The 23609-nt window shown below is 48.0% G+C and carries 20 protein-coding genes and 4 pseudogenes; 18 read left to right on the top strand and 6 right to left on the bottom strand.

Annotation, left to right across the window (positions count from 1 at the left end):
- Positions 1–73: 73 nt before the first annotated feature.
- The 8 genes and pseudogenes from purQ (at position 74) to BXP28_RS13610 (ending at position 10935) form a co-directional block, all read left to right on the top strand.
- Positions 74–769, top strand: coding sequence for a phosphoribosylformylglycinamidine synthase subunit PurQ (gene purQ / locus BXP28_RS13645; protein WP_023485275.1), 696 nt, complete (start codon positions 74–76; stop codon positions 767–769).
- A pseudogene (gene purL, locus BXP28_RS13640) lies at positions 747–2989 on the top strand (phosphoribosylformylglycinamidine synthase subunit PurL). Before purQ ends, purL begins: the two are co-directional and overlap by 23 nt.
- Complete coding sequence (purF, locus tag BXP28_RS13635; protein WP_023485274.1) at positions 2974–4548, top strand: amidophosphoribosyltransferase; 1575 nt, start codon at positions 2974–2976, stop codon at positions 4546–4548. The pseudogene purL and the gene purF overlap by 16 nt, the downstream one beginning before the upstream one ends.
- Positions 4549–4642: 94 nt before the next feature.
- Entirely contained in the window at positions 4643–5689 is a 1047-nt protein-coding gene (purM, locus tag BXP28_RS13630; protein ID WP_023485273.1) for a phosphoribosylformylglycinamidine cyclo-ligase, read from the top strand.
- Positions 5686–6309: a phosphoribosylglycinamide formyltransferase gene (gene purN, locus BXP28_RS13625; RefSeq protein ID WP_023485272.1), complete on the top strand. Its 624-nt coding sequence runs from the start codon at positions 5686–5688 to the stop codon at positions 6307–6309. The genes purM and purN overlap by 4 nt, the downstream gene beginning before the upstream one ends.
- Positions 6310–6519: 210 nt before the next feature.
- Positions 6520–8068: pseudogene (gene purH, locus BXP28_RS13620) on the top strand (bifunctional phosphoribosylaminoimidazolecarboxamide formyltransferase/IMP cyclohydrolase).
- Positions 8069–8086: 18 nt separating this feature from the next.
- On the top strand, positions 8087–9367 hold the full coding sequence (gene purD, locus BXP28_RS13615; RefSeq protein ID WP_023485269.1) for a phosphoribosylamine--glycine ligase: 1281 nt from the start codon (positions 8087–8089) through the stop codon (positions 9365–9367).
- A 1082-nt stretch (positions 9368–10449) separates the two neighbouring features.
- Entirely contained in the window at positions 10450–10935 is a 486-nt protein-coding gene (locus tag BXP28_RS13610) for an NUDIX domain-containing protein (protein ID WP_179947325.1), read from the top strand.
- 123 nt (positions 10936–11058) lie between these two features.
- Here the strand turns inward: BXP28_RS13610 and BXP28_RS22840 are convergent, their stop codons facing one another.
- The 4 genes from BXP28_RS22840 to BXP28_RS13595 all read right to left on the bottom strand — a co-directional run bounded on the left by BXP28_RS22840 (position 11059) and on the right by BXP28_RS13595 (position 13502).
- Positions 11059–11217, bottom strand: coding sequence for a hypothetical protein (locus BXP28_RS22840; RefSeq protein ID WP_155116317.1), 159 nt, complete (start codon positions 11215–11217; stop codon positions 11059–11061).
- Between the two features lie 44 nt (positions 11218–11261).
- Positions 11262–11696, bottom strand: a complete 435-nt coding sequence (locus BXP28_RS13605; RefSeq protein ID WP_024093391.1) for a thiol-disulfide oxidoreductase DCC family protein — start codon at positions 11694–11696, stop codon at positions 11262–11264.
- Positions 11697–11803: 107 nt separating this feature from the next.
- The gene (locus tag BXP28_RS13600; RefSeq protein WP_036655286.1) at positions 11804–12877 is read right to left on the bottom strand and encodes a DUF3048 domain-containing protein; all 1074 of its coding nucleotides are present in this window, start codon (positions 12875–12877) and stop codon (positions 11804–11806) included.
- A 340-nt stretch (positions 12878–13217) separates the two neighbouring features.
- The gene (locus BXP28_RS13595) at positions 13218–13502 is read right to left on the bottom strand and encodes a hypothetical protein (RefSeq protein WP_077585096.1); all 285 of its coding nucleotides are present in this window, start codon (positions 13500–13502) and stop codon (positions 13218–13220) included.
- A gap of 554 nt (positions 13503–14056) precedes the next feature.
- Here BXP28_RS13595 and BXP28_RS13585 point away from each other — a divergent pair.
- From BXP28_RS13585 to rlmD, 4 genes are all read left to right on the top strand, one after another.
- Positions 14057–14347: a YerC/YecD family TrpR-related protein gene (locus BXP28_RS13585; RefSeq protein ID WP_023485264.1), complete on the top strand. Its 291-nt coding sequence runs from the start codon at positions 14057–14059 to the stop codon at positions 14345–14347.
- Positions 14348–14514: 167 nt separating this feature from the next.
- Positions 14515–15303 (top strand): sirohydrochlorin chelatase, encoded by a 789-nt coding sequence (locus BXP28_RS13580; protein ID WP_023485263.1) that lies wholly within the window; start codon positions 14515–14517, stop codon positions 15301–15303.
- A gap of 149 nt (positions 15304–15452) precedes the next feature.
- Positions 15453–16397 carry a diacylglycerol kinase gene (locus BXP28_RS13575; protein ID WP_023485262.1) on the top strand — a complete coding sequence of 315 codons (945 nt, stop codon included), beginning with the start codon at positions 15453–15455 and terminating at the stop codon, positions 16395–16397.
- Complete coding sequence (rlmD, locus tag BXP28_RS13570) at positions 16394–18046, top strand: 23S rRNA (uracil(1939)-C(5))-methyltransferase RlmD (RefSeq protein WP_023485261.1); 1653 nt, start codon at positions 16394–16396, stop codon at positions 18044–18046. The genes BXP28_RS13575 and rlmD overlap by 4 nt, the downstream gene beginning before the upstream one ends.
- A 197-nt stretch (positions 18047–18243) precedes the next feature.
- Here the strand turns inward: rlmD and BXP28_RS13565 are convergent, their stop codons facing one another.
- The gene (locus BXP28_RS13565) at positions 18244–20520 is read right to left on the bottom strand and encodes a DEAD/DEAH box helicase family protein (RefSeq protein WP_023485260.1); all 2277 of its coding nucleotides are present in this window, start codon (positions 20518–20520) and stop codon (positions 18244–18246) included.
- A gap of 219 nt (positions 20521–20739) precedes the next feature.
- On the opposite strand from BXP28_RS13565, the gene BXP28_RS13560 reads away from it, so the two are divergent.
- The 6 genes and pseudogenes from BXP28_RS13560 to BXP28_RS13535 all read left to right on the top strand — a co-directional run bounded on the left by BXP28_RS13560 (position 20740) and on the right by BXP28_RS13535 (position 23265).
- Complete coding sequence (locus tag BXP28_RS13560; RefSeq protein WP_158225750.1) at positions 20740–21042, top strand: helix-turn-helix domain-containing protein; 303 nt, start codon at positions 20740–20742, stop codon at positions 21040–21042.
- Positions 21039–21401: a helix-turn-helix domain-containing protein gene (locus tag BXP28_RS13555; RefSeq protein WP_077585093.1), complete on the top strand. Its 363-nt coding sequence runs from the start codon at positions 21039–21041 to the stop codon at positions 21399–21401. The genes BXP28_RS13560 and BXP28_RS13555 overlap by 4 nt, the downstream gene beginning before the upstream one ends.
- 25 nt (positions 21402–21426) lie before the next feature.
- Complete coding sequence (locus BXP28_RS13550) at positions 21427–22095, top strand: DNA polymerase family A protein (RefSeq protein WP_023483064.1); 669 nt, start codon at positions 21427–21429, stop codon at positions 22093–22095.
- A 93-nt stretch (positions 22096–22188) separates the two neighbouring features.
- Positions 22189–22335 (top strand): annotated as a pseudogene (locus BXP28_RS22835) (antA/AntB antirepressor family protein); the annotation flags it as partial.
- Positions 22336–22610: 275 nt separating this feature from the next.
- Positions 22611–22769 carry a helix-turn-helix domain-containing protein gene (locus BXP28_RS25185; protein WP_077585092.1) on the top strand — a complete coding sequence of 53 codons (159 nt, stop codon included), beginning with the start codon at positions 22611–22613 and terminating at the stop codon, positions 22767–22769.
- 37 nt (positions 22770–22806) lie between these two features.
- Positions 22807–23265 (top strand): integrase core domain-containing protein, encoded by a 459-nt coding sequence (locus tag BXP28_RS13535; protein WP_077585091.1) that lies wholly within the window; start codon positions 22807–22809, stop codon positions 23263–23265.
- Between the two features lie 77 nt (positions 23266–23342).
- Here BXP28_RS13535 and BXP28_RS25610 read toward each other — a convergent pair.
- Positions 23343–23501, bottom strand: a pseudogene (locus tag BXP28_RS25610) (IS3 family transposase); the annotation flags it as partial.
- Positions 23502–23609 lie beyond the last annotated feature (108 nt).

Below are 23609 nucleotides of genomic sequence, written 5' to 3'. Positions count from 1 at the left end.
TCGGATACCGGTCCAATTGTCCCGTTTCTGTGAAAACCGGATTCTATTTGGAAAAAGCTTGGGAGGGTAACGAATGAAATTTGCTGTTCTCGTATTTCCAGGATCCAACTGTGATGTGGATTGCTATAAAGCGGTTGAGGATACGATAGGCCAGACCGTGGACTATGTTTGGCACACGGAGACGGATTTAAGCGCTTATGATTGTATCCTGCTCCCGGGTGGCTTCTCCTACGGAGACTATTTGCGGTGCGGAGCTATTTCCAGATTTGCACCTGTCATGTCCGCTCTTGCGGCAGCTGCAAAAAAGGGCAAGTTTATTCTGGGCATCTGCAACGGATTTCAGATTTTGCTTGAGTCCGGCCTGCTTCCGGGTGCGCTTTTGCGCAATAACTCTATGAAATTCCGCTGCGGGATAACCTCTTTGGTAGTGGAAAATAGGGAAACCCCTTTTACCAGGGAGTACAAACAAGGTGAGGTGATTCAGATTCCCATTGCCCACGGGGAAGGCAATTATTACTGCGATCCGCGGACGCTGGAAGAACTGCGGGCAGGAAACCGGATTGTGTTCCGTTATGCACCGGGAACCAACCCGAACGGATCGATAGAGGATATTGCCGGCATTTGCAATGAAACGGGCAACGTCGTCGGCATGATGCCGCATCCGGAGCGTGCCGTGCACGAATTACTCGGTTCCGCTGACGGCAAACGCATGTTTACTTCGATCTTGAACGCCTGGAGGGAAAAACATGACACAGCAGCTATCCGCTAAAGAGCCAACCGCGAAACAGATTCATGAGCAGCAGATTTACAAGCAGATGGGCCTTTCGGATGAAGAATACAGCCTTATCTGCAACTTTCTTGGACGCAAGCCGAATTATGTGGAAACGGGCGTGTTCAGCGTCATGTGGTCTGAGCATTGTTCCTATAAAAACTCGAAACCTTTGCTCCGCCGCTTTCCTACTTCCGGTCCCCGGGTTCTGATGGGACCCGGAGAGGGCGCCGGAATCGTGGATATCGGAGATCAGCAGGCCGTTGTCTTTAAAATTGAAAGTCATAATCACCCTTCTGCCATTGAGCCTTATCAGGGGGCTGCGACCGGTGTGGGGGGATTATTCGCGATATATTCTCCATGGGTGCCCGGCCAATAGCGGTGCTGAATTCCTTACGTTTCGGCAAGCTGGACAATGACCGGGTGAAATATTTATTCGAACATGTGGTCTCAGGCATAGCCGGGTACGGTAATTGCACCGGTATCCCTACGGTGGGCGGGGAAGTCATGTTCGATGAAAGCTACGAAGGCAATCCGCTCGTAAATGCAATGTGCGTTGGCCTTATCGGTCACGACCGCATTCAAAAAGGGGAAGCGAAGGGGGCCGGCAATCCCGTGTTCTATGTGGGGCCTGCCACAGGACGCGACGGGATTCACGGAGCAACCTTCGCTTCGGAAGAACTGACGGCCGAATCTGAAGCCAAGCGTCCGGCCGTTCAGGTAGGCGACCCGTTCATGGAGAAGCTGGTTTTGGAGGCGTGTCTGGAACTGATTAATTCCGGCATCGTCCTGGGCATCCAGGACATGGGCGCAGCCGGACTCACTTGTTCCAGTGCTGAAATGGCCAGTAAAGGCGGGGGCGGCATGGAATTAAACCTCGACGAGGTCCCCCAGCGGGAGGAAGGCATGACCCCTTACGAAATGATGTTGTCCGAGTCGCAGGAGCGTATGCTGTTCGTTGTGGAGCCGCAGCATGAGGAACAGGCCAAAGCGGTCTTCGAACGCTGGGGCCTGATCTGTGCGAAGGTCGGCCGTGTCACCGATGACGGCCGTCTGAAGCTGATCCACCACGGGGAAATCGTGGGGGATATGCCGGTCCGGGCACTGGTCGACGAGTGCCCGGTATACTATAAGCCGTCACAGGTTCCGGCTTATTACACTGCCAGCGCCGGGATCGATACGACCCGTTACCCGGAGGTAACGGATCTGAACGCGGCGCTGGAACAGGTGCTTGCTTCGCCGACAGTGGCAAGCAAGGAATGGGTGTACGCCCAATATAACTATATGGTGCGTACAAACACGGCTGTGCGGCCGGGCTCCGATGCGGCAGTCATCACGATCCGCGGTACGCGCAAGGCGCTCGCGATGACGACTGACTGCAACGGCCGCTACGTCTATCTCGACCCCGAAGTAGGGGGCCGGATTGCCGTATGCGAAGCGGCCCGCAACGTTGTCTGCTCCGGGGCTGAACCGCTTGCTATCACGGATAACCTTAACTTCGGAAGCCCGGAAAAGCCGGAAATATTCTGGCAGCTGGAACGGGCGGTAGACGGTATGGCGGAAGCCTGCCGGGAATTGAATACGCCGGTTATCGGCGGCAATGTAAGTTTATACAATGAGAACGCCAAAGGTGCGATCTACCCGACTCCGGTAGTGGGCATGGTGGGACTCGTTCACGATACGGATCATATCACGACTCAGGGATTCAAGAACGAAGGAGATATCATCTTCCTTCTTGGAGAGACGAAAGCGGAGCTTGGGGGCAGTGAATTTCAATATGTCATTCACAGAGTGACGGAAGGGCGTCCGCCTGAACTTGATCTGAATGTGGAGAAACAGTTGCAAAGCGCCGTGCTTAGCGCTATTCAACAAGGATGGGTTGCGTCGGCTCACGATCTTTCCGAGGGCGGAATTGCCGTAGCTCTTGCGGAGTCCTGCATCAGCGGCGGTCTTGGTGCCCGCGTCCGTTTTTCAAGCGGGCTTAGGCCGGATCACCTGCTCTTTAGCGAAAGCCAGTCCCGCATTCTGCTCAGTTCTTCTCCTGAACACGCAGAAAAGCTGATGCGTCATTTGGAAGAAAGCCAGGTTCCTTATCAGAGGGCAGGTATAGTCACAGGAACAGCATTATAAATCCAAGTCCAAGGTAAACCGGTGGTCGATCAGCCCGTCGAGCGGCTCACAGCGGTTTGGAAGGATGCGATTCCATGTTTGATGAACTGAATCCGAAAGCTTTGTGGAAGGGAGACTATTTCAACGAAGGTGTGAATGAACAGGATGGCCTGTGGAGGGATAAGCCCCGTGAAGAATGCGGAGTCTTCGGGGTATTCGGGCACCCCGAAGCTTCCTCTTTAGCCTATTACGGCCTTCATGCATTACAGCATCGCGGTCAGGAGAGTGCAGGCATCTGCACGGCCGGTCCAGACAACTTTCATTATTACCGCGGAATGGGTCTGGTCAAGGAAGTCTTCAACAGCGAAAATCTCCGGTCCCTGCAGGGAACCTCGGCTATTAGCCATGTGCGCTATTCCACAGCCGGAGAGAGCCATCTCAAGAATGCCCAGCCCTTGGTGTTTAAATATAGAGAAGGGGATTTAGCCATTGCGACTAACGGAAACCTGGTAAATGCGGCGGAAATAAGAAAAAAGCTGGAACGCCAGGGTTCTATCTTTCAGACGACCAGCGATACGGAAGTGGTCGCTCACCTAATAGCCCGTTCCCGGCATGACTCGATTGTGGATGCTGTCAAAGAAGCCCTGAACGAAGTAACCGGCGCTTATGCGTTCCTGATCCTGACCAAGGATAAACTCATTGCCGCCCTCGATCCGGACGGATTACGGCCCTTTGTATTGGGGCGGCTCGGGGATGCCTACCTTTTTGCCTCGGAAACATGTGCTTTTGATGCAGTAGGAGGGACTTATATCCGGGATCTGGAACCCGGAGAGATTGTAGTAATGGACCATACAGGCATGCATGTGGAACAGTCCGTTCCCCGGAAGCCTAAATCAACCTGTGCAATGGAATACATTTATTTTGCCCGCCCGGACAGTGATATTAACGCGATCAACATTCATGCCGCGCGAAAACGGATGGGGAAACAGCTTGCGGTCGAAGCCGCAGTGGAAGCGGATCTTGTGACGGGAGTGCCGGATTCCAGCATATCCGCGGCTATCGGTTTTGCCGAAGCAACAGGTATTCCTTACGAGCTTGGACTCATCAAGAACCGGTATACGGGACGCACCTTTATTCAGCCGAGCCAGGAGCTTAGAGAGCAGGGGGTCAAGATGAAGCTAAGCGCTGTCCGCAAAGTAGTGGAAGGCAAGCGGGTAGTGATGATCGACGATTCGATTGTCCGCGGCACAACCAGCCTCCGGATCGTAAATTTGCTGAGGGAAGCAGGGGCTGTTGAAGTGCATGTAAGGATTAGCTTTCCACCGTTTCAAAACCCTTGCTTCTACGGTATTGATACTCCAGACCGGAAAGATCTGATTGCCGCCCAAAAAAGTACAGAGGAGATCCGCAAGGCCATCAATGCCGATTCCCTTTATTTCCTGAGCAAGGAAGGGCTTTTGTCCTCTATTGGGCAAGGTGAAGCAGGAGGCTATTGTACAGCATGTTTTGATAATAAATATCCGACCTCCCTTCATGGAGAGGGCCGGGAACCGGGCAGTTTCCCAAGTAAATCCTCTTCTCTTGAATCTGATGGTACGGAACAATACAAAGGCAAGGCCAGGGCAGAAGAGCAGGATAAGGAAACAGCGGGATGTGGCATAGGGGTCTGACCGCCCGCTGTTCAGCATCGCAACGCGCGCCGTTGATGTAAGGTTTTCTGGCCGATTGCCGATAATGCAACCAAAAGTTAGGAGTGAGCCATAAGTGTCGGAAGCTTATAAACAAGCGGGAGTCAATATCGCCGCAGGCAATGAGGCGGTAGAACGGATAAAGCGGCATGTCTTAAGAACGTCCCGCCCGGGAATGTTGAGCGGTTTTGGCGGATTTGGTAGTCTGTTCTCGATTGAGAAAGACCGGTATGAGGAACCGGTGCTCGTTTCCGGCACAGACGGGGTCGGCACCAAGCTGAAGCTGGCTTTTGCCATGGACCGGCATGATACGATCGGGATTGATGCGGTTGCAATGTGTGTGAACGATGTAGTGGTACAGGGAGCAGAACCGCTTTTTTTCCTGGATTATCTGGCTTGCGGCAAAGTGGTTCCGGAGAAAATTGAGAAGATAGTGGCCGGAATTGCAGAAGGCTGTGTGCAGGCCGGATGCGGCCTCATAGGCGGCGAAACAGCCGAAATGCCGGGGATGTATGCGGATGGCGATTATGATATCGCAGGGTTTACAGTAGGCATCGCAGATCGCCCCAAGATCATCGACGGCTCCGCAATTCGTCCCGGTGATGTGGTACTGGGGCTGCCTTCAAGCGGTCTTCATAGCAATGGTTTCTCCCTTGTCCGCAAGCTTTTATTGGAAGACAAGAGGTATTCGCTGGATGAGCATATGGAGGAACTCCGGGGCAAACTCGGAGACGTGCTGTTAACACCAACGCGCATCTATGTGAAAACGGTACTGAAGCTTGTAAAGGAGCTCACCGTCAAAGGTATGGCTCACATCACAGGCGGAGGGTTTATTGAAAACATCCCGAGAATACTGCCCGAGGATGTGGATGCATCCATCATGAAAGGTTCCTGGCCGGTTCACCCCATCTTCCAATTTATTGAACGCGAAGGCCAAATTAGCCAGCGTGATATGTATACGACGTTTAATATGGGCATCGGGCTTGTACTGGTAGTTCCTGCTGAGGAAGGCGGTCTTGCTCTCAAGCTGGCCGGGAAGCTTGGCGAGAAGATGTACCGGATCGGTACGGTTACGGAAGGAAACCGTAAAGTCAAGTTTGCAGGGCCGGAGGAGTTAGAATGAACAGTTACCGGATTGCCGTTTTCGCCTCCGGGAGAGGCTCCAACTTTCAGGCTATTGCCGATGCTGTCCGGAAGGGAACGGTTCAGGCAGAACTTGCGCTTTTAGTGTGCGACCGTCCCAGTGCACCTGTAGTGGCCAAAGCGGAGCAGGCAGGAGTGTCTGTTTTTGCTTTTCGCCCGAAAGATTATCACACCCGGGCTGATTATGAAGCGGCTTTGGTTCAGGAATTGAAACACCGGGAGATTGATCTGGTTGTTTTGGCCGGATATATGAAACTGCTTACGAATACACTGGTAGATGCTTTTTATGGAAGGTTAATTAATATTCATCCGTCTTTGCTCCCGGCTTTTCCCGGGGTTAACGGCATCGGGGATGATTTGGAATATGGGGTAAAATGGACAGGAGTCACCGTTCATTATGTGGACGGAGGGATGGACACAGGTCCGATCATTGCCCAAAAGGCAGTTGAAATCAGAGATGATGATACGGAAGAAACTTTGGCGGAGCGTATTCATCAGGTGGAGCATAAGCTTCTGCCATGGGTCATCGAACAGTTCCGGTTAAACCGGGTACGATTAGAGGGCAGAAAGGTAAAGCTGGATTGCTGTCTGCCCGGTTAGAAGATAAGGAAGGGAAGAAGAATTCCTGGCCCTTAAATCCTTTTTATTATTCAGCTTTTAACCGTTTATTAAAATGACTGTTCTCTTAGGCACAATGGCCGTATCGTTCTGATTAGGAAATCCAAAATAAGAACCATTTCTGTTTATAGGGAAGGCCATTCATTAGGAATGATTCATATCTTGAACAATTACACAGGGAGGAAAGTTGGCGTGGCTATTAAACGGGCATTAATCAGCGTTTCGGATAAAACGGGCATTGTGGAATTTGCCAGACAACTGGCGGAGGCCGGTGTTAAAATCATCTCTACGGGAGGCACAGCTTCACTGCTTAAAGACAAGGGAGTACCGGTTATAGGCATTTCTGAAGTGACGGGGTTCCCCGAGATTCTGGATGGTCGGGTGAAAACCCTGCACCCGGCTGTGCATAGCGGCTTGCTGGCAGTCAGGAACGATGAAAAGCATGAGCAATCCTTGAAGGACCTGGGACTTGGTTACATTGATCTGGTCGTCGTAAACTTATATCCGTTCACCGAAACAATCTCCAAAGAGAATGTGGCTTATAAGGCCGCCATTGAAAATATTGATATCGGCGGTCCTGCCATGCTCCGTTCCGCTGCCAAAAACCATGCGTTCGTAACCGTAGTCGTGGATGCGGCAGATTACGGCAAAGTGATCGAAGAAATCCAAAAAGACCAGGATACCACACTCATTACCCGAAAACAGTTAGCGGCAAAAGTATTCCGCCATACGGCAGCTTATGACGCGTTAATTGCCGAGTATTTGACAGGATCAGGCCGGAGAAAAATTTCCTGAGAAGCTAACGGTAACTTTTGAAAAAGTACAAGACCTCCGGTATGGGGAAAACCCCCATCAGCAGGCCGCTTTTTATCGCAAACCGTTATCCCGGTCCAGCAATCTGGCCAATGCGGATCAGATCCACGGTAAAGAGCTTTCTTACAATAATATTCAAGATGCGAATGCGGCTCTGCAACTGTTGAAAGAATTCCGGGAGCCCGCCGTTGTTGCGGTGAAGCATATGAATCCTTGCGGCGCAGGAATTGGAACTACTATTCTGGAAGCTTACCGGAAAGCGTATGAAGCCGACCCTACCTCCATCTTTGGGGGGATCGTGGCAGCCAACCGCGCTATTGACGGGGAAACAGCCAAACTTCTGCATGAAATCTTCCTGGAGATTGTGATTGCGCCAGAGTATACACAGGAAGCACTGGATATCTTGACGCAGAAAAAGAACATCCGCCTGCTTTCTCTCGGGGCTTTTGATAGTAGAAATGCAGAACCGGCCCGCCGTATTCTGACGACAGTTGAAGGTGGAACTCTGGTGCAGGATAGTGACATTTACGGGCTGAGTGAAAGTGACCTTAAAGTTGTGACTGACCGTGAGCCAACAGTAGCGGAAATGAAGCAGCTGCTGTTCGCCTGGAAAGTCGTGAAGCATGTGAAGTCCAATGCAATCGTATTGGCCCGGGACGACATGACGATTGGGGTAGGTGCGGGACAGATGAACCGCGTAGGCTCCGCCCGCATCGCCATTGAACAGGCGGGGGCTAAAGCACGGGGCTCCGTACTCGCTTCCGATGCCTTCTTCCCGATGGGAGACACCCTGGAGCTGGCAGCCAAGGCGGGAATCACAGCGGTTATCCAGCCGGGCGGCTCCATTAAGGATGAGGAATCTATCCGTGTAGCGAACGAACATGGAATTGCCATGATTATGACGGGTGTCCGTCACTTTAAACATTGAGCAAAAGGAGCGGATGGTATGCGGGTTCTTATGATAGGAAGGGGCGGCCGTGAGCATGCGCTGCTCTGGTCGTTGTCCAAAAGTCCGAAAATCACCAAGCTGTTCTGCGCACCCGGCAATGGGGGGATTGCTTCCTTGGCCGAGTGTGTGCCCATAGAAGAAATGGAGTTCGCGCGTATCGCCGAGTTCTCACAGCAGGAGAAGATCGATCTGGTATTTGTATCACCGGATGATTCTCTTGTGGGTGGTCTGGTCGATTACTTGGAAGAACGCGGAGTCCGTGCCTATGGGCCTGACCGGCGTGCTGCCCTTATTGAAGGCAGCAAAGCTTTTACGAAGGATTTGATGCATAAATACGGTATTCCAACTGCGGCTTACCGTACTTTTGAGGATGCGGAAGAAGCCCTTTCCTATGTTCGGACACAACCTCTTCCTATCGTAGTGAAGGCAGACGGTCTTGCCGCAGGCAAAGGAGTTATTGTAGCGCGTACACGGGAAGAAGCCGAACAGGCTATCCGGCATATGATGATCGACGGAGCTTTTGGCCAATCGGGCAGTCAGGTGGTTATTGAAGAGTTTCTGGAGGGTGAAGAAATGTCTCTGCTCGCTTTCGTAGATGGCTCCACAGTCCGTCCGATGGTACCTTCCCAAGATCACAAGCCGGTCTTTGACGGCAATCGCGGTCCTAACACCGGAGGCATGGGCACCTATTCCCCCGTCCCTCATATACCCGAATCAGCGGTAGATGAGGCGGTGCGGAATATTCTCCAGCCTGCTGCGGATGCCATGGTGAAGGAAGGGCGCCCGTTTCGCGGCGTGCTGTATGCGGGACTTATCGTGACGGAACAGGGTGTGAAGACGATCGAATTTAACGCCAGGTTTGGTGATCCTGAGACGCAGGTGATACTTCCTCGTCTGGAAACGGATTTGCTGGATATCATCGAGGCTACTCTGGAAGGGCGTCTTGTTGATGTGGAAATCAGGTGGAGCAAACAATCCGCAGTCTGTGTGATCCTGGCGTCGGAAGGATACCCTGGTTCGTATCCGAAAGGGCGGATTATTAGCGGAGCGGATAAGGTACAAGAGACCCTTGTATTCCATGCCGGAACTGCACTGCAAGCCGGTCATCTGGTTACTGGCGGCGGACGGGTCCTTGGGATAACTGCTTTGGGGGATTCCATGGAAGAAGCCAGAAAAAATGCTTACCGGCAAGCGGGATATATTTCGTTTGAGGGAATGCATTACCGGACAGATATTGCAAAAAAAGCCTGTGAAGTCATTGCTTCCAGGGCAGAATAGGGCAGGAAAATAGCGAAATCCGTGAATGGGGACATATAGGTACTTGAAGGAGTCCGGCCTGTTGCAGAGGCCGGACTCCTCAGACTGTCGACAAAGTCTTTGAAAAAGTTCCATCCTTCATTGAGAAGTAATCAGAGAACGTCCCCGGCGAATAAACAGGTTCTCAAGCCAAGTGACGGATTTCCCGTTGCCGGAAACTGCCTGAATATCACATGACAAACGTGATGACGAAAATGGTTACCCGGATTACTGGTTCTATTTTGCTCTTTTTCGTTTCCGCATGCAACTTCTGCTATCAACAGGAGGGGGAAGATTGATCTAGGGAGGTGCTGGTTGCGCACCGAAAGGTGATCAAGTCAGTTTTTAGATGAACAGTTTTTGGCTGTAAAGTGAAAGCGTGCACCTTTAATTTCGTGAAATCACCATTAAATATCATTCAAATTTCCCGGGATTAAGAGTGCCGGAAACTAAAACTTTTGCTTCTTTATTTTTGCGGCATATATTGTCTGCATACAAAAGACTCCCGGCACAGCCGGAAGTCTCAATAAGATAAGCAGCGGGGATGGTCAAGATTCCCGGTCGGCTTCAGCCGGGGGAGTCTTGGTACTGTTTTCATCTTCATAAATTTGGAGACTGTCTTTGTGGCAGGTTACATAAAGGAAAGCAATTATACAGCCAATAATGAGAATCAAAGAAAGCCAATGTGTACCTAACCAAGCCAACAAGCCGGACATCTTGATTCCACGCTCCCTTCATACCGGGTTTAATCAATTCCATATAGTAGTATCCCATACTGAAACGCTATATACATAGTTTGGAATCCTACATATTAATTGTAATCCAGGTTGAGATAGGCATCAATAGTAGAAAAAAGGAAAAAAATCGGGTAATAAGCACTACCAAGGACAGGCCGATTGGTAATGCCCGAATCATTTTGTTATGATAGCATCAGGAATTCTAATTTATGTAAAAATCATATTGTGAATAATGAACAAATTGTTAAATGAGTAAAACTTGTAAGCAGCAAGACCAGACCTTATAGACGCGTAAATCGATGCTTCTATGCCAAAGGAAGGATGTGGATGAATGGAATCCGGACAAGAGCTTCATCAGGGGGGAACGAAGAACTCGTCTTTTCTCCTGTTGCCGCTGTTGTTGTTATACGGGACTCGAAACAACTTCTCCTGTACAGAAAGCCGGGTTCGGATGTGTGGGAGCTTCCGGGAGGAGCCGCCAGACGGGGAGAAACATTGGAACAAACGGCACGAAGGGAACTGGCAGCCCAAACGGGGGTTCATGCCGGAGAACTTGAAGTATGGAAGGTATTTTGTACACCAGAACTTCCAGCCCCGGAAGGAGAAGGGGAGCAGGTGCAGGAGGTTGTAGGTGTTTTTTGTACGGAGATATCCAGCGGAACCCAGTGTGAGTCCAAAGTACAGAGCCGTCAAATTGAATGGAGGGAAATGCATGATCTGCCGCCCCTTCATCCGACCACTTCTTTAATTATCAAGCAGTGGATGACCCGTACTGATGAAGAAAAGGCAGCTGCTGCCCGTAAAAGCGGATAAAAACCGATATAAAAATCCAGATTACCGTTTCATGGGACGGTTATCCGGATTTTTTTAGCATACAAGCTATTACGATGGTGGTATTACGGATTCGTTTTCCTGGTAAGACAGTTCGATCAAATCTCACAAGTCGGGAGTCAGGTCTTCCCTGCTTCCGATAATAAATTGCCGAGTGATGCGGGCGTTTGCGCCAAGCCCTTTAGGGGATAGGAGTTTAGGGTGCTCTACGGGAGCGGATAAGGCCAGTCCGATATGGAGCTTTCCTTTATGAGGTTTGATCATCATAAACTGCTTTTTTTATGCTGGCCGTCCCCGGGGGAATTTTTCTACCAATTTATAAAACGTTCCTTGTTGTCCGGAGTTGGAATCATACACTGATGTTTTTTTCCAAACCAGCGGTATCGGTTACATGAAACCCATATATAGCCGAAATCCCGGATAAAACGGGGGATAATCCATATGATTTTCAGCCAGGGCCAAGGCTGGCGGAGGTTACCGGCAATTTTCAAGACAGCGGTGGATTTCGTATAGCCCCGGCCGCCTTCAATCAATACGAGGGTATTTAGCTCCCGGGAAAGCCCTAATTCCCGAACCATTCGTATGCCCGTTTCAGACTGCAGGGAAGCAAAACGGAACCGGCGGGCAGGGTCTCTTCTGATAATAAATTGGACGGCTGAACTGCACAAATTACACGCACCATCAAACAAAAGCAGGGAATAATCGCAGGTTTCCGGTTTCTTTTGTACGGTTTGTTTATTCATCGCTATCGCCTGCCTTTCCTTCATGTCCCCAGTATATCACACGGCAAAAAGCCCCTTTTTTTCTTATCCGAAACAGAAGGGGCCTATGCTTATTTCATTCATATTTTTTATTGATCCGCTGTAATCTTTACATGAGATTCGAAGGAAGGATTATCCGGGACGATCAGGTAATGACTTTTTCCCGGCAGTAAAGGAATTTCTTTCCCGTCCTTCTTAAGCTTGAACAACTCGTTTTCCTTGCTGCGCTGCCATTCCCCTTTAATGAGCCTGTCCTGCTGCAGGACGTATGCGGGACCTGTACCGGTTAACTTTACTTCCCGTCTTCCTTCGTTGTCCAGCACTTTGTGTTCCGCACCCAGGATGATCACGTTTTTAGTATCCAGCTGCTGTTTGTTGTTTAGATCGATATGGGGTTCTCCGTTGATGGACCGCTTGTAAGTACCGTTAGAGGGTTCATACTTGTAAGAAACCGTATAATTTTTCAGCAAAAAGGTAATCTCCGCCTTGGCAGCCGGCTCTCCGGAAGGAGTTTCTTTAACCTGAGCAAAAACAGGGGATGCTGCCGATTTCAAAGTCTGCCGGTATCCGAGCTTGGCTGCTCCCGCATCCAGTTTGGAAAGTCTGGTGTACAGATTGTGGGGAGCTTTGCGGAAACTTTCCCGCCAGAAGTAGGCACCTGCATTCGCAATCTCATCAATATCCTGGATGTTTTCGTTCTGAAGCATAGCATAGGCATCCGGGCTTCCGCCAGCGTGAACAGGAATGGCGTCATACATCTTCCCGATCTCAATAAAATAAGGGCGGATGCTGCGGACAGGACCGACCGGTTCATCGGCTTTATTACTTTGGAACAAGGCAACAAGCCGGGTGATCTCTGCTTCGGCCAGCACTTCGTACAGTACATCCGCATGAGTCAGCCCGGACTGGGGTCTTGCTTGGGACTGGTTATTGATCATCACCATCATAGGACGTTTGTCCACTTTTTGTTTAACAGGAAGCCCGGTAAGGGGAGCTGTAAGAGCCGTTTCTTCCGATTTCGGTGTCGGAGCCGGTACTGGAGCCGTGGTAGGTGCAGGCTGAGCAGAAGAAACAGATACCGGGCTCCCGTCATTACAGGCTGAAAGCAGGAGTGAACCGGCACAAAGAACTGCTGCCGGCAGAGTAATCCATTTGTTGACCATAAATAAGCCGCCTTTCCTTAAGTAAGCTTTAATATCCATTATATGTAAAATCTATGAAAATATGCATGGGTTACTTTCCAAGAATAAACACAAAAGAGGGATCATTAAATTTTGGCAAATTAATTTGCCCATGTGGTACCCGGATATTTTTCAACTTAATATATTGTTATCGGATGCATACATGTAAATTGAAATAGGAGAAAAGATTAATTTGTTGTTCAAGAGGAACAATGAAAACGGCTAACCGAAGAAAGATGATTGCGTGGGCAGCATGAGTCCCCGGTATTCCTTTGAACAAAAAAACAGCCGGATGGCTGCTTTTTTGGTGTATTAGAGTTTACTATCTGTATGACCGTTGTCTTCTTTTTTTCTTTTTGGAATTATAAGGCCTATAGGTCCGGTATTGTCCGGAATGAAGTCCCCGTTTTTTACGCCTCCTGGAAGATTGTCCGGATAATTCTCTTTTATTGTTAGTGGAGGCCTTGGAACCAAAAGAATTGAACAGGAGTTTGAGCATAGGGGCAACTTGCTGAAAACTTGAAACAATCTTCTGTACTTTACCGACCGTGCCTACGATCCCGTCAATGTCTCCCATCCGGTCTACAAAGGACTTGATCTGGTCCATGTTAAAACCGCCGCCTGAGGCTTTTCCTGACTGAGAAGCTCCCTGATTAACCGGTGCCGGGAATTGCGGACCTCCGCCTCCGAAGTAATCCCTCCGCCCCCGCCTCCGCCAAAAAGAGCGGGAGGACCTGAGAAACCTCCGGGACCAGGAGAAGGACCAGGACCAGGACCGGGGCCAGGGCCTGAAAAAGATTCAGGCAGGAAAGAACCTGGAGAAAAGGAGCCTGGCTGCGGATTAAAGCTGCCTATACGTACTTCGGGCAACCCTCTGTTTCTGGGGAAGCCGTTTCGTGGAGGCCAATAAGGATAAGTCACTCGCTTCACAACCCTTTTATGATTAGATTTTAGTACAGTGTATGTGATAGGCAAATGATTGGTATGGACGAACGCCCGGATTATCGTGCTTTTGGTATTATTTAGTTCACTAACGCATAAAAATTTTAACGTTTTGATATTGTGAAGAAAGGAGTTATAATAGATAGTGTCGAATTTATAGATTGAGCTTGTATAAGCAGCAAAACCGAAGAAACTCACAATAAGCCGGAGGTAGATGACATGCAGCTGAAAAAGCTGAATGACAAGGCAATCGACCAGCTTTTTGAGGCCATTTTGACCTTGAAAAACCAGGAAGAATGTTATGTGTTTTTTGATGATTTATGTACAGTTAACGAGATTCAATCTCTATCCCAGAGGCTTGAAGTGGCTCGAATGCTGAGAAAAGGTTGTACGTATAATCAGATCGAAGCAGAAACGGGGGCTAGTACCGCTACAATCTCCCGTGTCAAACGCAACTTGAATTACGGTAATGACGGTTATTCCATGACGCTTGACCGGCTTGGAAAATAATCGATAAATATTCCGGATAATTCCTTCGGGAGCTTAAATCCTTCTCTATTCCATATAGAGCGGGATTTTTGTTATTAGAAAGGGATCTTTTCTTTATTTCTCCGTTTGACAACGGATGCTACTTTGGTTAGCATGAGAATATCAATGAAACAGGTGGAGGGACAGGTATGAGGCAGCAGGGTATTCTGGTGATCAGCCATGGTTTCCGGAGCCTTAAATGGGTCCTCCTTGTGGACGAAGCGGTGCGGGCTGTTCAGGTACCGCCTGGAGTGCCGATTTTTTCGGCTTTTTTGGAAATAGTGGAAGGAAGAACCATACAGGATGGCATCAAAGAGCTGGAGAGACAGGGTGTGACGGAGATCATCGCTGTCCCTTTTTTCGTGTCTTCAGGAAGTACGCATCTGGATGAGATCGGCTATGCACTCGGTATCAAGGCAGAGCCGGAGAGACCAACGGACCTGGTACCTTTTGGACGAGAAGCTTCTGTTCGCATAACCCGGCCCATCGATGACGATCCCCAAATAGCAGAGCTTCTGGTCGAACGGATGGGTGAATTGTCCGATGAACCGGAAAAGGAGATTGTAATTCTGGTTGCTCACGGCAGTGATGAACCGGGCTTCGAAGAACGCTGGAGACAAGGAATGAAGCTTCTGGCGGAAAGGGTTAAGAAGGTCGGCGGCTTTGTCGTAGTTGACTATGCTCTTTTGCTTCCGGAAGAAGTTAGGAAGAAGGTAATCTGCTGGCAGCGTGACTGTCCGGATCATGCGGTGCTGATCGCGCCGCTTTTTTTGAGTGAAGGTTATTTCACAGGGACTGTGATTCCCGAAAGATTAGAGGGACTATCCTACCGGTATAACGGTAAAGCTCTACTGCCTAGCCCCTTCCTATCCCGCTGGATTGAGCGGCAAATTGAACCTTTTATAGACGAATCGGAACATTTTCGATCACAGATATAGTGCTGTTTAAGAATGCTATTTAAAAATAAATAATATTCTCAGCTACGTGTATCTCTCATTTATTGCAATATGCTTCTGGATATAAATTCGATCGGTTCCTGTATGAACAGGTCCGGATTTTTAATATAACGGGTAAAGGTGATCAGGGAATGACCAAAAGAGCAAGACTCATCTATAATCCAACCTCCGGCAGGGAGGAAATGAAACGAAGACTGGCCGAGGTACTGAGGCGCCTGGAAGAAGGAGGGCTGGAAACTTCCACACATGCCACAACCGGTGAAGGAGATGCCACAAAGGCTGCAGCAGAAGCAGTAGACCGCGGGTTTGATGTGGTGATCGCAGCCGGGGGAGACGGTACTCTTTATGAGGTAATCAACGGCTTATGCGGAAAACCTGAGCGGCCTCCGCTCGGCATTTTGCCGCTCGGGACAACGAACGATTTTGCCCGTGCCCTTGGAATTCCGAAGAATTTGGAGCAGGCTTGTGATATTATTACAGAACAGTTTACCAGAGACATTGATGTGGGTAAGGTGAATGACCGTTACTATATTAATATTGCAGCCGGCGGTTCTTTTACGGAACTGACCTATGAAGTCCCAAGCAAGCTGAAGACAGTGCTGGGGCAGCTCGCTTATTATGTGAAAGGGCTGGAAAAGCTGCCGCGTCTGAAGCCGATCCATCTGGACCTTCGTTGTGAAGAGATTACGATTCAGGAAGATGTCATGTTGTTCCTGATCACGAACAGCAACTCGGTAGGCGGATTCGAGAAGCTTGCGGCTGACGCCAGTCTAAACGATGGTCTGTTCGATGTGATTGTTCTGAAAAAATGCAACCTCTCAGAATTTATCCGCATTGCCACCCTGGCTCTGCGGGGCGATCATCTGGCGGACCCGAACATTGTCTACTTCCAGACCAGGGAGCTCGAGATCACATCGCCGGATTATGTGCAGCTCAACCTGGACGGTGAACTGGGCGGTACGCTTCCCGCCGTGATTACAAATCTTCAGTCTCATCTGAAAATTTTTGTCGATGAATCGGGTAAGTCCACATATACGAAACAACTAAAACAACTAGGAGTGCGTAGAAGACAATGAAACCGAACCAACGGTCCGGCGGCCGGGCATCCCGCCCGCGGAAATTCCAGGACCGTACACGTCCTGCAAAATCACATATAAGCGCGGCCAAGCAAGAGCTTCCGGTGGAGAAGAACGGCATCTATACCGCGGAAGTAATAGGCATCGGCCACGACGGGGAAGGGGTAGGCCGTGTGAACGGCTTTACCCTTTTTATCCGTGGAGTACTTCCCGGTGAAAAAGCCGAGGTAAAGGTACTTAAAGTCAAAAAGCAGTTTGGTTACGCCAAGCTGCTTCGTGTACTTGAGCCCAGCCCCGGCCGTGTACAGCCCCCTTGTGCTATCTATCATCAATGCGGCGGCTGCCAACTCCAGCATCTCAGCTACGACGGGCAGCTTAAGGTAAAGCGGCAGCTTGTCGTGGACAACCTGGAGCGGATTGGAAAGCTGCGGGTGATGGATGGAGCAAGGATGGACGGGGATGCCTGGAATGATGGAAATGCTGGGAACGTTGTGGAAGCCGGGAATGACGGAAACGCCGGGAATGCTGGGAAAGCCGAAAATATCGGACTTCAAAACAAACATGGAGAAACAGAAGATAAGCGGGTTACTAGAATCGCTCGAGTTTGGGATGGTGAAGGTGTAACCGTGCACCCTACTCTGGGTATGTCCGAGCCTTGGCGATACCGCAACAAATCGCAGGTTCCTTTTGGTGAGGAAGAAGGCGGTTTGATCGGCGGCTTCTACGCCCAGGGCAGCCACCGTATCATTGATATGGAGACATGCCTTATCCAGCATGAGCAAAATGATGATGTGGTCCGGATAGTGAAGGAGACCGGAACCCATTTAGGCATAAACGCCTATAACGAAACGAATCACACCGGATTGCTCCGCCATGTGGTGGTCAAGTATGGTTTCCGTACGGGAGAGCTAATGATTGTGCTGGTGACAAACGGGAAGCGGATTCCTCACGCAGAGCAATGGATAACCGCAATACGCGAGAAGCTGCCTGCCGTGCAAAGCATCTGCCAGAACATCAATATGGCCCGTACGAACGTGATTTTTGGGGATGAGACCAAGGTCCTGTGGGGCCGTGAAGTCATCTATGATTATATCGGCGACGTGAAGTTTGCCATCTCGCCGCGCTCGTTCTATCAGGTCAATCCCGTTCAAACGGAAGTGCTGTACAGGAAGACACTGGAATACGCCGGGCTAATCGGCAAAGAGACCGTGGTGGACGCTTATTGCGGCATCGGTACGATCTCCCTGTTCCTGGCGAAACATGCCAGGAAGGTATACGGCGTCGAGATCGTGCCGGAGGCGATCGAAGATGCGAAGCGCAACGCGGAGCTGAACGGAGTCAGCAACGCGGAGTTCGCTGCCGGGAAGGCCGAGGAGGTCCTTCCCGGCTGGCAGCGGGCGGGCGTACGCCCGGACGTGATCGTGGTGGACCCGCCGCGCAAAGGCTGCGACGCGGTTCTGCTGGACACGATCCTCCGGCTCCGCCCGGAACGGGTGGTGTATGTGTCGTGCAACGCATCGACACTGGCCCGCGACCTCCGCGTGCTGGAGGACGGCGGTTACCGCACCGTGGAGGTGCAGCCGGTGGACATGTTCCCGCATACGGTGCATGTTGAGTGTGTTGTATTGATGTCAAGGGTTGAGAAATAAAGGCTACACAAATGCTGATAAATAAAGGATTTCCTGACATTGCATTTTTCTCTCGGCAACTTTGCCGAGGACGCTAATGTCGGGAAACCCTTTTTTTTATTCTTCGAGGAAACATATCAACTACCCTGAAAGCGATAGGGTTGAGTTGACAGATTAGATTTTTTACTGAGGTTGAGGAGACAGGATAGATGTATTATTTAGTCTTCTCGTACAGCATCTGTATCGAAAATTCTATCAAGTTCCTCGTTTGATGTAATGCCACGAACTTTATTCCTAATCGTTGTTTTTCCCATATCCAGTCGATAGAAATGTTCACGACCATCTACACCTTTTTTTAGTCGGATAAGCTGAATCCTGCCAAATATATCCCAATGCTTCTCTGCGAATTTTGCTAAACCCACTACCTTAGGGTAATTGTCTTTGCGGCTGGGATCGTGTGGTTCTAGAATATCAAAAACATAACCTTGTGCATCAGATCTAACAACCACTAAATCCGGGAACATAGAAGTGGTGACACCGCTGATTTCGTAAGGGATTTCAAGTGACCACTTTTTGCGGTCAAGATTACGTAACCAGCATACAGCACCATTGTTGAGCTCTTCTGTAACAACTCCGCTTTCCCATGGGTTCAATGATGTTTCAAATGTGCCATCCTCAGAACAATAAAGGTGCTGCTCAAATTTCATGCTATTATCTGGTACAGAAAAATCGATTGAATCTGGTAATATCCATGGTACAGATATCGGTTGTGCAGAAGCATTAGTTAATCTTTCATAGACATTCTTTCGTGCCTCGTTAAGTCTAGCAATGGATCGCTTGTTGTTTTCGTACAGTGTAATGAATTCTTTCTCTGCATAGTCATTTATCCTCTCCATTGCGTCGGTATCATTTGTAAGAACGATAATTTCTTTTTTTACATCGATATGATCACGGGTACTATGGCGAATCCAATATTCCTTGTGTAATCCTTCTCCCAACAATCTACCGGCTTGTTCAAAATGTCGTGAAATATCAAATTCTGATACGGTCATAGTCTGGGTTGCCTCATCAAAGGAATAGGCATTGTCTCCATACTCAAATATCAGTGTGCCAAGAGCAAAACCAGTAATTGACGCTCCTCGGGTGTCAAAGTCTCCACTTTCTTTTATCCGTGAAATCTCCTCATCCATTTTTGATAGAACTGCGTTTTTGACAGTCTTCTGGGCTTCCAAGTCAATACCGTCCATGGTCAATGCACGAGAAATCTGTATTAACAATTTAAGTGGCGCCTGCTTACGGGCTGAATCTATTTGATAGGTGATGAGATTATCCATCGCATCAAAAACATCAGAATATTCTAAGTTCCGTCCGAGTGTAACAAGCTCCTTATTAGTTCCTGTTTCTGTCGGCATAATCGCTTCACTGTCACGTAGAGCATTAACAACGTTCTTTACTGTTTCTTCATCAAAATATGGAAGGAATAGGCTGACACTATTAAGCTCAGCATCGGAAGAAATCCTTCTTGCCAAAGGGGTACGAATCATGCGTCCCAGCGTTTCTTCTAGTAAATCGATGCAAGCTCCCAAATCGGTTTGGGTTGCTATACGATCATTTCCATCTTCAACTTGAATAACAAGTATAGGGTTTACCATTTTTTCGCCTTCACGCTCACAGTAAGACTCCCAGTGATCACATTTCTTGCGCCAATTATCTACCGCTCCTTTAAACATGGTCATATCGGCACTTAGTTGAATATCTGGGTAATGAATGATGATTCTATCCTTTAGAAGACCAGACTCACGTACTTGCTCTGGTGGAACGATAACTTTTTGAACCGTTGATGTCGTTCCGGCAATCAAGTTATCAAATCTCTGGGGTGTTGCGGTTACACCGATAACTAGAGGCATAACGCAAAGGCCATCTTCTTTGCTGCCTTTAATAAATTTTTGCATTATGGATTGTGCCTTGTTTTCTGCTTGAACTGATGTATAGGTACCTCTATGTGCCTCATCAATCACTACATAAAACTTTTTTGGATTACGTTTAGCAGTGTTAGTGAGAGTTTCCCAGATAGAATACTGACGCTTATCAGATATACCTGTCAGTAGTTTATCTGAGCCAAGTTTTTGAGTGTTCAAAAAGTAAATGCAGCCACCCTCAAAATACTCTGCATTGAAGGTTGAATCTATTGTCACTAAATCACGGACGCGGATTTTATCGGATTTACTTTCAATTTTCAACCTTGTTTGCTCGTTAAGCTCAGGTGAATCGGATAGCCAAATGAAAATAGAATCTGGCTCTCCAATGTTGTCCGCACTCCCATATAATATATCTTCAAAAAGTGTTGTCATAATTATCGTTTTTCCTGAACCCGTAGGCGCAGAAAAGGAAATTATCTGTGGGTCGCGTTCACTCCACATTAAATGCGCCTTGTTGATTTTATCATGTAGCTCAGAAAGTGCCTTCTCCTGAAAAAGAAATAATATATCTCTCATTTATGAATCCCTCCTGCTTCCTAACACAAAGTTATCGATATAATCGCGATATAATTGATATGAGTTATTTACTTTTACTTCAGCAGTCATTTCACGGAATGCTTCCTCGGAGTTAGTTACAAAATAGACCACTTGGATACTGCTCTCTGATATGCTCCCCTCATAGTAGACAGTAGAAAAAACAAAAACATCTACTCTACAATGATGGGAGTTTTTACAATGTCCAAAAGGAGTCCAACTTCTTTAGAGGTAAAGCTACGTGTCGTAAAGCGATGTCTTCAGAATGAGACAAACCCAAGTTATGAGGCGAAACAGCTGGGAATAGACAAAAACACGGTAACAGATTGGGTAAGGAAGTATAAAGCAGATGGTCTTGACGGATTAAAGGAATCCAGAGGATGTAAAGCTTACTCAGAGGATCTGCAGCTGGCTGCAATCAGAGATGTATTATCCGGTAGTCATTCTATACGAGAGGCGACAAAGAAGTATCATATTTCTAGTAAAAGTGTTTTGACGAGATGATCTCCAAGTATACTAATGGGGTAGAAATAAAATCTACTCGTAAAGGAATTGGACTATCTCGTATGAACAAAGGACGTAAAACCACTTTCGAAGAACGCATTGAAATTGCACAGTATACGATCGCAAACGATCTGGATTATCAGAAATCCATGGAGAAATATGATGTTTCTTATTCACAGGTGTACGCATGGGTTCGTAAATATAAATCTGGCGGTGAGGAAGCCCTCAAGGACAATCGCGGTCGTAACAAGCCTGCGGAAGAGTTGGATGATCATGAACGACTCAAGCTTCGGATCAAAGAATTAGAAGCACGGAACGAGTATTTAGAAATGGAGAACGCTCTTTCAAAATGGCGGTGACATTTACTGTGCCAGTGCCTCTCAGATGTTTAATGTAGCAGTTGAAAAGCATGGTGTGAATGGCCATCTTCGTCAGAAAGGAAAAATTGCTGAATTAGCCCTGGGTTACGGAGGATCTGTTGGAGCATTAAAATCAATGGGCGCTTTGGAGATGGGAATTGAAGAAGAGGAACTGCAACCGCTTGTAACTGCTTGGAGACAGTCTAATTCCAACATCACAAAACTATGGTGGGATGTTGACCGTGCAGTAAAAGTTTGTGTTAAGCAAAAAACTCCCACAGAGACACACGGTATTAAATTTATATATCAAAGTGGGATGCTCTTTATTGTCCTTCCTTCTGGCAGACGGCTTGCCTATGTAAAACCTCGTATGGGAGAGAACGTGTTCGGCGGTGAGTCGGTTACTTACGAAGGTGTCGGTGGGACGAAGAAATGGGAAAGAATCGAAAGCTATGGCCCAAAATTTGTAGAGAATATTGTTCATGCAATCAGTCGTGACATTTTGTATCATGCCATGCAGACATTAAAGAATTGTTCCATTGTGGCTCATGTACACGATGAAATTATCATCGAGGCGGATATGAGGATGTCATTTTCTGCTATCTGTGAACAGATGGCTAGGACACCAAGCTGGGCAAATGGCCTGTTACTTAGTGCTGATGGCTATGAGTGTCAGTTTTATCAAAAAGATTAAATAAATTTTTTCAAAATCCTCAACAATCATTACCTCCTGTGGCTATTAGGTAGAAGGGTTTCCTCTCTGACTATATTGCAGGAGGTAATTCGTATGGACGAATTAGTAAAAATCAACTATGAAAATCAACGACCAACCGTACTCGGTCGTGATTTACATGAAGCCTTGGAAGTAAAGACAGCTTATAAAGACTGGTTTCCAAGAATGTGTGAGTACGGATTTGAGGAAGGGTCAGACTTTTTCTCATTTTTGAGCGAAAGTACTGGGGGCAGACCGAAACGGCTGCTGACTATGCGACTCTTGCGAAAGAGCATGAAAAGCTTAAGAAGCTATATGCTTAGAGAGGGAAATCCTCCGCGACCTAGTAAAAAAAACGAACCCACACTTGCGGATAAAATAGCTATTGCCCAAAAGTATATTCAGCAGGGGAATTGCATTTCTCTCGTGCTGCGCCTGGTTATTCATGTACACAAGATGGAAAGCCGGTTAGCGATGAACAGATTTGTGAATGGATCATGGAACTGCTGGCCGACGAGTACACATCGGCTTATGGATACCGTAAGCTGACGAAAGTCTTGAGGCGCCAGCATAGACTCGTGATCAACAAGAAAAAAGTATATCGCTTATGCAAGCAAATGAATGTATTGCGTCCGTTAGCGCCAGATAAAATGTAGACATCCTAAGGCAGGTGAACACCGCTTCTTCTTCCTGATGAGCATCATAGATGTGTTTGATCGAGTGATTATCACGTATCACCATGGATTGTCCTGCGAGTCCAGGGATCTTGTTCAAATTACACAAGAGGCACTGATGAAGCGCCAGCTCTTTGACAAAGCAAATAAACCAGTAATCCGCTCAGACAATGGACCGCAATTCATCAGCCATCGATTTGCACAGGCCTGTGAGCGCTTCGAAATTGTCCACGAACGTATACCGCCGAAGACTCCTAACAAGAATGCTCATATCGAGTCTTTTCATGCCATTCTAGAGATAGAGTGTTATCAGCGTCACGAATTTGAAAGTTATAAGCAGGCGTATGAAATCGTTAACGGCTTTATTCATAACTACAACCACAATCGCATCCACGGTAGCATCTACGACATGTCGCCTTACGAATACATGGATGCGGTCAGGAAAAAAGCTGTGGAGCCAAAGACAATAAAGGTATGAAACTCCAGAATAAATCGCAATTTGGAGAAATTTTATAAAATCAATTGAATAAGAGGTCAGTGTCCACAATTAGGGAGTTTAACCGGTTTTAAATTATAGACAACATTAAATTGACCCGACAAAGTCATTTTGATTTGACGTGCCCCTTTCTTGCGGCCCTTGAAAAGGAAGGCTTTTAAGATTATCTCCTTCACTGTCTCATCCTTTTCATCTTTTCGCTTTCTTTGTTCTTGTGACATTCTCCGTCTCCATGTTGTATTTCTCTTGTTTTATTTCTTAATTATACAAAAAAGTACCCCATAGGTAGACTTTTTTTAAGTGTCTACTCTATAGGGTACATTTTA

Origin of the sequence: Paenibacillus larvae subsp. larvae, assembly GCF_002003265.1 — a bacterium.
GTDB classification, from domain to species: Bacteria; Bacillota; Bacilli; order Paenibacillales; family NBRC-103111; genus Paenibacillus_H; species Paenibacillus_H larvae.
Note: the sequence above shows the minus strand (reverse complement) of the source record. Positions and strands in the feature narration are given on the sequence as shown.